The organism is Dialister hominis, assembly GCF_007164725.1.
Taxonomy (GTDB): domain Bacteria; phylum Bacillota; class Negativicutes; order Veillonellales; family Dialisteraceae; genus Dialister; species Dialister hominis.
Genome location: NZ_AP019697.1, coordinates 978,960 through 991,624, shown reverse-complemented (window position 1 = coordinate 991,624; position 12,665 = coordinate 978,960). Strand labels below are relative to the sequence as shown.

Genomic DNA, 12,665 nt, shown 5'->3' with positions numbered 1-12,665 from the left:
CATGTCAGGAAAAACCGATAAGGGTATATTGCTTGTGGTTTCAGGTCCCAGCGGTGCAGGGAAGGGGACCATCTGCAGTGCAATTCGTGAGTTGTATCCAGATTTGCATTACTCTGTATCAATGACTACCAGGGAGCCCAGAAAATGTGAAGTCGAGGGAGAAAGTTATTTCTTCAGAACCAAGGAACAGTTTGAACAACTGATCAAAGAAGACGCCTTTTTGGAGTATGCAAAAGTGTATGATAATTACTATGGTACTCCCAAAAAGTATGTTTTGGATTTAATCGATAAAGGACAGTCTGTACTTCTTGAAATTGATATCCAGGGCGCGATGCAGGTAAAAAAGCGTTATCCTACCGGAGTATTTATCTATATTGTTCCACCTTCGCTGAATGTTTTATCAGGACGTCTCCATAACAGAGGAACAGATTCTGAAGAAGTGATTCAAAAGCGTCTGGCTCAAATAACAAGCGAGCTTGCAATGGCTCATCAGTATGATTATATTGTTGTTAATGATATTTTAGAGGACGCAGTTCATAAGACATCTGCTATTCTGGAGGCAGAGAAATGCAAACTCAGCCATAATGAGGGGCAGATTGAAACAATTTTCAAACAATATATCAATAAGGAGGTACCTTTAAAATGATGTGTTATCCTTCAATCGACAGTCTTATTAAGAAAGTAGATTCCAAATATACATTGGTAACTCTGGCGGCTCAGAGAGCCAGAGAACTTACCGACGGACAGCCTGCATTGATTCCAAATGCAGCTGATAAAAAAACTGTTACGATAGCATTGGAAGAAATCTACAATTCAAAGATTACCTATTCATTCGGGAAATAATACAAGCAGGGTGGTAACACTTCTATTCCTGAATTTTGACGGAAGGGCTAATAATGTTTAAAGATAAGCACATAGTTGTTGGTGTTTGCGGCGGCATAGCTGCCTATAAAGCAGCAGGGCTTGTAAGTCAGCTCAGACAGAATGGAGCTGATGTTCATTGTATTTTGACAGAACATGCAGCTAAGCTGGTTACTCCGATTACCTTTGGAGAACTTTCCGGCAATGATGTTACTGTTGATATGTTCGCAAATATTAATAAATGGGATGTTGAGCACATTGCTCTTGCCCGTCTTGCAGATGTATTTGTGATTGCGCCTGCAACGGCTGATATCATTGGAAAAGTAGGCAATGGGATCGCTGATGACATGCTGTCTACTACGATTATGGCAACGAAGGCAAAAGTAGTATTTGTTCCTTCAATGAATACTAATATGTATGAGAATCCCATTGTCCAGGCTAATATACGCAAACTGGAATCTTTAGGATATATTTTCGTTGAACCGGAATCCGGCCATTTGGCATGCAATGTTACGGGTAAAGGCCGTTTCCCGCAGCTGAATGTGATCATGGAGCACATTTACAAGGCACTCTACAGCAAGCATTTGCTGAAGGGGAAGAAAATTGTGGTTTCTGCCGGCGGAACTCAGGAAGATATCGATCCCGTCCGGTACATAAGCAACCGCTCAAGCGGTAAAATGGGATATTCCATTGCCAGAGCTGCCGCACTGGAAGATGCAGATGTTACTCTTGTAAGTTGTACACATGCGCTTCCTGAACCAGTCGGTGTTCATATGATTTACGTTCATGATGCCAGGGAACTGGAAAAGGCAGTTAATGCCCAGTATGACGATTGTGATGCACTTGTCATGGCTGCAGCTGTATCTGATTATCGTCCAGCCGTGCGGGCCGAAAATAAAATAAAGAAAGAACAGCATGATCATCTCAATATAGAACTCACAGAGAACCCGGATATACTCTACGGATTAGGCCAGAAAAAGACACACCAGTTCCTGGTAGGGTTTGCGGCTGAAACCAGGGATGTCATCGAATACGGTAAAGCTAAATTAGCAAAGAAAAACCTGAATCTCCTTGTGGCGAATGATGTTGCACAGCAAGGCGCAGGATTCAATGTTTCAACCAATATAGCAGCTCTTATCTATAAAGATGGTCATATTGAGCAATATCCGAAAATGACCAAAGATGATTTGGGACATATTATTATCGAGAAAATTGTCGAAGGCATAAATTGACAGTTAAAATAAAGAGACTCTCCTTCTAAAAGTGAGGGTCTCTTTTGATTATGTTATCTAATTGTTATTTTTAATCTATTGCTAAATAATGACATTCCCGTTATAATAGAAACATATGAAAATAACTCATCAAGAGCGGTAGAGGGAACTGGCCCGAGGAAGCCGCAGCAACCATTCTTTTTAGAACCGGTGCTAATTCCAACAGCAGCAGCTGACAGATGAGAGGACTATCTCTCCTTCTGCAGGAGAGTTTTTTTATTACCCAATTACCTTTATATTTAATCCTAAGGAGGGATTTTAATTGGCTAAGAAAGTATTATTTACTTCTGAATCTGTAACAGAAGGACATCCTGATAAAATTGCCGATCAGATTTCTGATGCAATTCTTGACGCAATCCTGGAACAGGATCCGAATGGCAGAGTTGCTTGTGAAACGACGGTTACGACTGGACAGGTACATGTCTTTGGTGAAATCACAACAACGGCCTATGTACCGATTCCTAAAATTATAAGAGATACGATTCGTGAAATCGGTTATACAGATGCACATTATGGCTTTGATGCTGATAGTGTCGGCATCAACGTTTCCATTGATGAACAGTCTCCGGATATCGCTATGGGCGTTGATAAATCTCTTGAAGCAAAAGAGTCCAAGGCTGACCAGTATGATATCGGCGCTGGCGATCAGGGAATGATGTTCGGCTATGCTTCCAATGAAACACCGGAATACCTTCCGATGCCTATTGCTCTGGCTCACAGACTTTCCCGCAGACTGGCAGAAGTCAGAAAAAATGGGGAACTCGCTTATCTGAGACCAGATGGCAAGACACAGGTTACTGTTGAATATGAAGACGGCAAGCCTGTATATATTGATACCATTGTAATCTCTGCACAGCATAATCCGGAAATTTCACTTGATCAGATCAAGAAAGATCTCATTGAACATGTAATCAAGGTTGTTATGCCGGCTGATTTTATTGACGACAGCACCAAGTACCTGATCAACCCGACCGGTCGTTTTGTTATCGGCGGACCGCAGGGAGATGCCGGTCTTACGGGCAGAAAGATTATTGTTGATACCTACGGCGGCATGGCTCGTCACGGCGGCGGATGCTTCTCTGGTAAGGATCCGACAAAGGTTGACCGTTCAGCTGCTTATGCGGCACGTTATGTTGCAAAAAATATTGTTGCAGCAGGTATCGCTGACAAATGCGAAATTGAATTGGCATACGCTATTGGCGTAGCTGAACCGGTATCCATTTTTGTTGATACTTTCGGAACCGGAAAGATCAGTGATGAAAGAATCATTGAACTCATCAGGAAGAATTTTGAATTAAGACCTGCCGGAATTATTGATATGCTGGATCTGAGACGTCCGATTTACAAGAAAACAGCAGCTTATGGACATTTTGGCAGAACAGATATTGATCTGACCTGGGAACACACCGATAAGGCGGACGTTCTTAGAAAAGAAGCTGGTTTATAATTCATATCAAGGGTTCTTGAAATATGATAGAATAGTGGTTACTCTTAAAGAGTAACCACTATTTTTTTGAGTCGATTGATCGGAGATAAAATTTTATGAGAACAATCATTGCTGAAGTGATTATCAATCGAGTGAGCAAGCGTTTAAATAAAACGTTTTCTTATATCGTCCCAGAAAAATTTGCATCCGTTAAGGCTGGTACCAGATGTCTGGTTTCCTTTGCAGGCAAGCATGAAGAAGGAATCATTCTATCCATAACCGATGCCGACCCAGATCAGTTTGATTATAAGCTTCAATATATATTGGATGTCATGGACACTGAACCTTGGTTTACTGAGCAGATGCTCCTTTTGGCTTATTGGATAGCCGCGTATTATATGTGTCCTCTGATTGAGGCTTTGAGACTTTTCCTGATTGATAAGGTAGGCATTCAAAGGGAATATACATATGAGATTTTGTGGGATAATATTCCGGCGGGCTCAGAATTCTCATCGTTGATAGATCATTCCGTCAAATCACTGCATGAAAAAGATGCTGAGCTTATTTTCGGGGGTCATCTTAAAGAATGTCTTGATCAATCTTATCTGATCAGGAGAGAACTATTATCCAGCGTACATGCAGCACCTGTTGAGCGGTGGATTGAATTCGTCTCGACTCCGAAAGAGAGTGATCTGATTCGCAGCAGCAAACAAAAACTGCTATGGGGGCTTCTTAAAACCGAAAAGGCAATCCCCGTCAGGAATTTAAAAGAACAAGGGATTTCTGATGCGGTCGTCCGTGCATATTGCAATAAAGGCTTTGCAAAAGTAATTTATAAAGCGAAGGATACTTATTCCCTGATAACGGATTCAAATACCAGAGGCAATGAAAAAAATCCAACTGAAGAACAGTTTAATGCAATCAATGAGATTTCCAAGCTTATTGATAAATCTTCTTACGAAGGCGTTTTATTAAAAGGTGTCACCGGGAGTGGGAAAACCGAGGTGTATCTTCAGTGTGCGAAACACGCTCTTGAAAAAGGCGGATCGGCCTTGATACTGGTTCCGGAGATTTCATTAACCAATCAGCTCACTTCCTATTTTGCATCTGTGTTTGGCGATGATGTCGTTTTTATGCATAGCAAATTATCAAAAGGAGAGAAATATAACAACCGCCAGAGAATCGTCAACGGAGAAAGCCGTATTATTATTGGATCACGTTCTGCGCTTTTCCTGCCATTTAAAAATCTGAAACTGATTGTTGTTGATGAGGAGTATGACTCTTCCTATAAACAAGGAGAGAGCCCCAGATATAATGGAAGGGACGTAGCCAAGATGATGGCCAAGATCTCTAACTGCCCTATTGTCCTGGGGGCGGCAACGCCATCGATAGCAACTTACTATGCGGCCTTAAGCGGGAAGATCAGGCTGATTGAATTAAAGCACAGGGTATTCAACACTCCCTTGCCCAAAATATTGATTTACGATATGAGAGGAGATTACAGTAACAGCGGAAGATTGATTTCCATGCCGCTTAGGGAGCTGCTTGAAAAGACACTGGAGAATAAAAGAAAAGCGATTCTGTTATTAAATAAAAGAGGATTTGCATCTACGCTGATATGCTCATCATGCGGCTATGTTTTTAAGTGCCCTAACTGTGACGTATCTTTTGTATATCATAAAGAAGAGAACTTATTGAAGTGTCATTACTGCGGCACGACCAGTATTCCTCCGTATAAATGCCCCAAATGCGGAAACAGGAAAATCCGCTATCTAGGCTGGGGGACTGAGTTGATAGAAAAAGAGTTAAAGGAAGATTTTCCGCAGGCCAGAAGCCAGCGCTTTGACCTTGACAGTACATCAAGAAAAAATAGTGCACAAAGAATCCTAAATGATTTCAAAAATGATAAAATAGATATATTATTTGGGACGCAGATGGTCGCAAAGGGACATGATATTCCAAATGTCAATACTGTTGGAATCTTATCTGCGGACAGCATCCTGAATATGCCGACCTATCTGGCAGCCGAACAGACATTTAATCTGATTACCCAGTGTGCAGGCAGAGCCGGCCGGGGAAAAGAACGCGGAGAAGTTATCCTGCAAACCTATAATCCTGAACATTATGTGATTGAAACAGCCGCCAGGCAGGATTATGAGAAATTTTATGAGCAGGAAGTAGAATTCCGTAAAATGCTCGGTTATCCTCCATTTCTGAAATTACTGAAAATTACATGTTTTAATAAGGATTACAATACTGCGGTCAATCAGGCAAATACCATTTACCGGTTCCTCTGCGAGGCCAATAAGAAACTGAAAGCAAAAGTATCCTTTACGGAACCGTTTCCGGAACCAATCAAACGGGTCAGAAACTTATATTTCATATCCATATTGATAAAAGGCAGTAATTTTGTGGATTTGAAAAATTTGATGAGAAATTCGGTAATATTCAAAGAAAATGATATAATTATAGACGTAGATCCAATATAAAGAATTAAATAATTGGATTTACTCGAAGATTAAGAGAAAGAAGGTATCATAAGTTGAGTAAAATTATTAGTGCGGGAAATCCGATATTAAAGAATGTGGCAGCTCCTGTTGAAGTGTTTGATAAAAAATTGAAATTCCTGGTTATTGATATGAAAAAGACCCTGTATGAAGCTAACGGTGTAGGTCTTGCTGCTCCGCAGATTGCGGTGTCTAAAAGGGTGTTTGTTGCTGATGACGGTGAATCCGGCTTTGAAGCTTACATCAATCCGGAATGGAGCCCCATCGGGGATGAGAAGAATACCGACATAGAAGGATGCTTATCCGTTCCTGAACTCTTTGGGGAAGTGGAACGCTATTCGAATGTCATTGTGCATTATCAGGATATACATGGCAAGAAAAAAACAAAAAAGGCATCCGGGTTATTAGCACGCTGCATCCAGCATGAAACTGATCATTTAAATGGCATCCTTTTCATTGAAAAGGCTCTTTCACTTCATAAAGGACCTAAGACAGATGAATAATTATAAAATCGTATTTATGGGAACACCGGATTTCGGAATACCATCATTAAATGAGCTCTATAAACAGGGGTATGAGGTTGAAGCTGTTTATACACAGCCGGACCGGGTCAATAAAAGGGGAAATAAAGTACAGTTTTCTGCGGTAAAACAATTCGCATTGGAACATGATATTACTATTTATCAGCCCAACTCCCTGAAGGATGAAAAAGAGCTTGATGTGTTAAGGGCTCTGAATCCTGATCTGATTATTGTAATAGCTTACGGAAAGATTTTGCCGCAGGCTGTTCTTGATATTCCCAAGTATGGCGTGATTAATGTGCACGCATCGCTTCTTCCTAAGTATCGCGGCGCCGCACCTGTTCAGCGTTCGATCATTGATGGAGAAGAAACAACCGGAGTAACGATCATGCAATTGGACGCAGGAATGGATACTGGCAATATTATTGCGGAAAAAAGCGTATCCATTACTCCGCATATGACATCAGAAGATCTTTTTGACGTACTGAGCAATGTCGGAGCAAAACTGTTGATCGATGTTTTGGATGATCTGCCGGCTAAACTGGCTGCTTCTGTAAAACAGGATGAAAGCAAAGCAACATATGCTGAAAAATTGACGAAGGAAATGGGACATATCAACTGGAATGATTCTGCCCGCACGATAGACAGGCTGATCAGGGGAATGTATCCAAATCCGGGTACATATACTTTCTTCAGGGGAAAGCGGATTAAAATTCACGAGGCTGTTCTGCTTGAATCAAGTTCTAATGATGCCCCAGGGAAGATCTTCTCTCTTTCCGACGGAATGCTTCATGTTAAATGCAGTGACGGTGCCATAGGGCTTCTCATGATTCAGCCCGAAAATCATAAAAAGATGAGCGCATCAGACTTTATTAACGGGTACAAGGTGACCACGGATGAATCATTTGAATACTAATGCTCAGGCTCCTTCTGCAAGGGCTCTGGCATATCAGGCGCTTTATGATATTTTGGAAAAAGGCGCTTATTCGAATCTAAGACTTCAGACGGCACTCAAAAAGAATCATTTGAAGGGGCCTGAGGCGCATTTATTGACAGAATTGGTTTACGGCACTCTTAGAAAATACAACTATCTTGTCTGGATTATCAGCCGTCTTAGCAGCCATCCTGTAAAAAAGATACATCCTGCAGTTCGGATCCTGTTATGTATTGGGCTCTATCAGCTGATATATTTATCCAGGATTCCGGAATCTGCCGCAGTCAATGAAACTGTTAAAATTGCAAAGAAGATTACACACCCCGGGAATGTCAGGTTCATCAATGGTGTGCTTAGAAATTTCCTCCGGAAGAAGGAACAGTTTGAACTGCCAAAACGGGAAAGCAATCCGCTTTTGTATGATGAACTCTTCTATAATATGCCTGGATGGCTGGTACAAAAATGGCAGAAAGAATTAGGACCGGAGAAAACAGATTTAATATTGAAGGCCTTTAACGAAGTACCTGATACTTCCATACGTGTTAATACTTTACGAACTGATACACAATCCGTTTTAAAGCTTTTATCTGAAAAAGGTGTCGAAGCCCAGCAGAGTGATTTTTATTCGCCAGCTATCATCCTTAAACATGGGGCTGACCAGTTTTTTGCTGAAATCCTAAACAAGGGCTATGCATCTGTTCAATCTGTCTCATCAATGATTCCGCCAGTTGTATTGTCTCCTGAACCAGGAGAGCGGGTTCTTGATATGTGTGCCGCCCCGGGAAGCAAAACGACGGAAATGGCTGAATTAATGAACAATGAGGGCCATATTGATGCATGGGATTTATATGACCACCGGGTTCAGCTAATAAAAGAAAGTGCACATAAGTTAGGTATCAAAATTATTCATGCAGAAGTACAGGATTCAACCGTCCTGAATGATTCCTGCAATGAAGAGTATGACAAAGTACTTTTGGATGCCCCGTGTTCCGGTCTGGGTGTACTTGGACATAAACTGGAAATCAGATGGAACAGGAAAGAGGCCGATATAAAGGAATTCCCCATCCTGCAGAAAAAGTTAATTTCTACTGCAGCTCATTATGTTAAGCATGGAGGGGTCTTGGTCTATAGTACCTGTACACTGAATAAACAGGAAAATGAATCTGTTGTTAAGTGGTTTATAGACAACTTTACTGATTTTGAATTAGAAGGTTTCCAATTGCCAAATGGAAAAGAATATGAAAACGGTATGGCAACGCTTTGGCCGGATGAATGTCATAGCGATGGATTCTTTATCGCTAAAATGAAAAGGAGATAATATGAGTTGGAATATTTGGGGCCATACACTTGCTGAAACAGAAGATTGGATTGTCAGAAATGGTTTTCCCAGATTCAGGGCCAAGCAGATTCAGGATTATTTATATCACAGATATGTATATGATTTTGATGAGATGAAACAATTGCCGGGTGCAATGAGAGAATGGCTCAAGGAAAATACAGTAATCAGCAAACCGCAGATTATCAATCAGCTGCAGTCGGATGATAAAAACACGACTAAACTCCTGCTCAAGCTTTCTGACGGCTCCCTGGTTGAAACCGTCTGCATGCATCATGATTATGGCAATTCCATTTGTGCTTCTACGCAGGTAGGATGTGCGATGGGATGCGTCTTCTGTGCTTCCACCTTTGATGGAATGAAGCGCAACCTTGATGCTTCAGAAATACTGGCGCAGGTGTTTGCTTTCAAGCAGCATTTTGATATTCCTGTACATTCCATCGTATTGATGGGAGCAGGCGAACCTCTGACAAACTATGAAAATGTGCTGCGGTTCATCAGACTCTGCAATGATCCCGATATCTTGAACATCAGTCTTAGAAATATCACTCTCTCAACCTGTGGTATCGTTCCACAGATCTATCGTCTGGCGGAAGAAGGATTGCCGATCACTTTGGCAATTTCGCTGCATGCGCCGAATGATATGATAAGAAATCAAATCATGCCTATCAGCAACTCTTATAAAATTGAGGATGTAATTAACGCCGCCAGATACTTCTATAACAAAACGGGCCGCCGGGTTACATTCGAATACATACTTATAAAAGATGTGAACGCTTCTGCGGATAATGCAAATGAATTATGCAGACTTATAGGAAATCTGAACTGTCACATTAATTTAATTCCTGTTAATGGCACTGAACATATTCAGTTATATCCGCCGGAAGCTGATGAAGTGAAAAAATTCCAAATGATTTTGGAAAAGCATGGCAGGACGACAACAGTCAGGAAACAGATGGGTGATAAGATTCAGGCAGCCTGCGGCCAGCTGAAGAGAAGATATCTGAAGAACTGAGCGAGACTGTTATTCATCTCTATTCATATGCCGCTCTGCTAAAATTGACTATGGTATTGCATAATGATAGTATTAGTGAAGAAATAGTTTCAAACGTATCTTACGAAAGTTTCTATTTAATGGATTGCTTTATAATTTTTTAGGTTTCATGCATATTTGCAGAAAACATGGACAGGCATTGGTTTCTATGATACTTACATTGGGTGATTCAAGAACCGGATTAGTCCGAAAAGTTAATGAAGACGCGATCAATCTGGATGTAGAAAATGTTTATATATTAGCAGATGGTATGGGCGGCTATGAAGGCGGCCAGATTGCCAGCACACTTGCTGTCGAGAGTGCTGGTAATTTTTTGGAGCGCCTTGAGCCCGCTGAACTCTCTGAATCCAACTTAAAGGAATCTATACTGCTGGCTAACCAGGCCATATTGGACCGGAAGCAGGATGACGATCAGTTTCTTTCTATGGGTACAACAATGATAGCTGCTTCAGTGATCGGCGATACCTTGAATTGGGCTCATGTAGGAGACAGCCGTTTATATGTTTGGCACGATAATATACTGAAACAAATCACTACGGATCATTCATTTGTTATGGAACTTGTCAATGAAGGAAAAATATCCAGGGAAGATATGCGTTTTCATCCCCGGAAAAACGAAATTACCAGGGCAGTCGGAATTGAAAAATCTTTGACTGTGGATACCGGGCATTTTAAGTTGGATAATGATTCTTTGGTTCTACTTTGCTCAGATGGTTTGACGGGTATGATTGATGATAACGTCATCAGGTCTGTTATTGCTGATAATCCAAGAAGAACACAGGATGACTTAAAAAAGTTAGACAAGGATTTAATGGAAAAAGCTTATGATGCAGGAGCAAAAGACAATGTGTCTCTTATTCTGGTTCAGTTTACAGAAACATTGGAGTAATTTATGACCGGAAAAATTCTAGATAGCAGATATGAAATTATAAAGAAAATCGGCTCTGGCGGCATGGCTGATGTTTATATGGCCAAAGATATCCTTTTGGATCGCATCGTAGCCGTTAAGATTCTGCATAGCAATTTTGCTGAGGATAATGATTTCATTGTAAGATTCAGACATGAGGCGCAATCCGCAGGAAAATTAACACACCCGAACATTGTGGGAATTTATGATGTCGGCTGTGATGGCGATATTCACTATATCGTCATGGAATATGTCGAAGGGGAGACACTGAAGCAATATATCCAGTCACACCCCAATATTCCCATTGATACAGCTGTCAGAATTGCTATCAGTATCGGCAATGCACTAGAAGAAGCACATGCGAATGGCATTATTCACTGTGACATCAAGCCGCATAATATACTGCTGACCACCAATGGAAAGGTCAAAGTAACAGATTTCGGCATTGCAAGAGCAATCAACTCATCCACTGTTATAGATAAACAGTCCATCCTGGGTTCCGTTCATTACCTGTCGCCTGAACAGGCTGCAGGTGATAAGATAACGGCCAAGACGGATATTTACTCTTTGGGAATTGTTCTTTATGAAATGCTGACTCATCATCTGCCGTTTGAAGGTGAGACAGCGGTAAGTATTGCTCTTCAGCATATGCAGGGAGATATTCCCAGGCCGACAAAATATAATCCGGCAATTTCGCCAATGCTGGAAGAATGCCTTCTTACAGCCCTCCAGCGGGATCCGGATAAAAGATATGATTCCGTTTCTGATTTCATTTCGGAATTGAAAATTGCGCAGGGATTTACGACTTCAATCTACAACAAGCCGGCGTCTCATGATTTTACTGCGCTGACTCGTCCTCTTCCTACAAAACAAAAGCCGATCGTATTGGAAAAAGATGGGAAAGTGGCTACTTTTATTGCCAATCTTCCGCAGAAGTACATCTGGATTGCGATGGTAGCTTTATTTGCAATCTGTTTTGCCTGGGCATTCTTTACCTTCGGCAACTTCTGGAGTGCTGAAAACATTTCCGTTCCGAACGTGGTGGGAAAACCGGTAGAGGTCGCTGAAACATCTCTGAAAAAACTGAATCTGAAGGTTTCTGTAGATGAAATTGCGAGTGATGATGTACCTTCCGGACAGGTCATTTCCCAGACGCCTCCGGCCGGTACCAATGTGAAAGCACAGAGGATCATTCATCTGACTGTAAGCAAGGGCGGTTCGACCATGCTTATTCCAGACCTGAAGGGTCTGACTTTGGAGCAGGCGAAAGAACGTCTTGACAAGATGGGATTGTCTTTGGGAGCAGTCGAAAATGGAAATGATCCGGACAAGCCTTCCGATGTTATTATTTCCCAAAGCCCGGATTCCGGCGCAAAGGCAACAAAGGGGACGCGGATCAATATAGTTATCAACATGCGTCAAAAGGTAAGTGTTCCGAATTTGACCGGAATGTCGTTATCTGATGCGCGTAATTCCTTGCTTTCCATGAAACTTTCCGTAGGTACAATAACTTCTTCTGACGGTACAGCAGCTGATGCTCCCAATGCAGTTGTAGTTTCGCAGGATCCGGCCGGCGGAGAACAAACGAATTTCAATGTCGTTAATCTTACGATTGGATCAAAATCCAAGAGCCAGAAGAAAAACGGGACAGTCAATATTACAATTCCAAAAGAAGGCAATGCACGTCAGGTAGAAATCTATGTAACTGATGATACCGGAAAGCATACGGTCTATAATGCGAAGGTTAATGCAGGAAGCACGATCAATAAGGATGTCTCTGGTGTAGGCAATGTCAGGGTTCAGGTTGTTATTGATGGTTCTGTCGTTCAAGACAGGGAGCTTTAATCC

The 12,665-nt window shown here is 41.5% G+C and carries 11 protein-coding genes and 1 riboswitch; all 11 genes read left to right on the top strand.

The window, feature by feature from the left end:
• Position 1 precedes the first annotated feature (1 nt).
• The 11 genes from gmk to pknB all read left to right on the top strand — a co-directional run bounded on the left by gmk (position 2) and on the right by pknB (position 12,662).
• Positions 2–646, top strand: coding sequence for a guanylate kinase (gene gmk, locus Dia5BBH33_RS04650; RefSeq protein ID WP_370797269.1), 645 nt, complete (start codon positions 2–4; stop codon positions 644–646).
• Positions 643–843: a DNA-directed RNA polymerase subunit omega gene (gene rpoZ / locus Dia5BBH33_RS04645; protein ID WP_022382245.1), complete on the top strand. Its 201-nt coding sequence runs from the start codon at positions 643–645 to the stop codon at positions 841–843. Before gmk ends, rpoZ begins: the two co-directional genes overlap by 4 nt.
• Positions 844–893: 50 nt before the next feature.
• Positions 894–2,093, top strand: a complete 1,200-nt coding sequence (gene coaBC, locus Dia5BBH33_RS04640) for a bifunctional phosphopantothenoylcysteine decarboxylase/phosphopantothenate--cysteine ligase CoaBC (protein WP_144269403.1) — start codon at positions 894–896, stop codon at positions 2,091–2,093.
• 123 nt (positions 2,094–2,216) lie between these two features.
• Positions 2,217–2,318, top strand: a riboswitch (SAM riboswitch).
• Positions 2,319–2,394: 76 nt separating this feature from the next.
• The gene (gene metK / locus Dia5BBH33_RS04635) at positions 2,395–3,579 is read left to right on the top strand and encodes a methionine adenosyltransferase (protein WP_108849741.1); all 1,185 of its coding nucleotides are present in this window, start codon (positions 2,395–2,397) and stop codon (positions 3,577–3,579) included.
• A gap of 95 nt (positions 3,580–3,674) precedes the next feature.
• The gene (gene priA, locus Dia5BBH33_RS04630; protein ID WP_108849742.1) at positions 3,675–6,047 is read left to right on the top strand and encodes a replication restart helicase PriA; all 2,373 of its coding nucleotides are present in this window, start codon (positions 3,675–3,677) and stop codon (positions 6,045–6,047) included.
• A 53-nt stretch (positions 6,048–6,100) separates the two neighbouring features.
• Entirely contained in the window at positions 6,101–6,568 is a 468-nt protein-coding gene (gene def, locus Dia5BBH33_RS04625) for a peptide deformylase (RefSeq protein WP_231939221.1), read from the top strand.
• Positions 6,507–7,502, top strand: coding sequence for a methionyl-tRNA formyltransferase (gene fmt, locus Dia5BBH33_RS04620; RefSeq protein WP_231939222.1), 996 nt, complete (start codon positions 6,507–6,509; stop codon positions 7,500–7,502). The genes def and fmt overlap by 62 nt, the downstream gene beginning before the upstream one ends.
• The gene (gene rsmB, locus Dia5BBH33_RS04615; RefSeq protein WP_108849745.1) at positions 7,483–8,838 is read left to right on the top strand and encodes a 16S rRNA (cytosine(967)-C(5))-methyltransferase RsmB; all 1,356 of its coding nucleotides are present in this window, start codon (positions 7,483–7,485) and stop codon (positions 8,836–8,838) included. The genes fmt and rsmB overlap by 20 nt, the downstream gene beginning before the upstream one ends.
• Position 8,839: 1 nt before the next feature.
• A complete protein-coding gene (rlmN, locus tag Dia5BBH33_RS04610) occupies positions 8,840–9,871 on the top strand; it encodes a 23S rRNA (adenine(2503)-C(2))-methyltransferase RlmN (RefSeq protein WP_022382252.1) in 1,032 nt (343 codons plus the stop codon).
• Between the two features lie 187 nt (positions 9,872–10,058).
• Positions 10,059–10,799 (top strand): Stp1/IreP family PP2C-type Ser/Thr phosphatase, encoded by a 741-nt coding sequence (locus Dia5BBH33_RS04605; RefSeq protein WP_022382253.1) that lies wholly within the window; start codon positions 10,059–10,061, stop codon positions 10,797–10,799.
• Positions 10,800–10,802: 3 nt separating this feature from the next.
• The gene (gene pknB, locus Dia5BBH33_RS04600) at positions 10,803–12,662 is read left to right on the top strand and encodes a Stk1 family PASTA domain-containing Ser/Thr kinase (protein ID WP_022382254.1); all 1,860 of its coding nucleotides are present in this window, start codon (positions 10,803–10,805) and stop codon (positions 12,660–12,662) included.
• Positions 12,663–12,665 lie beyond the last annotated feature (3 nt).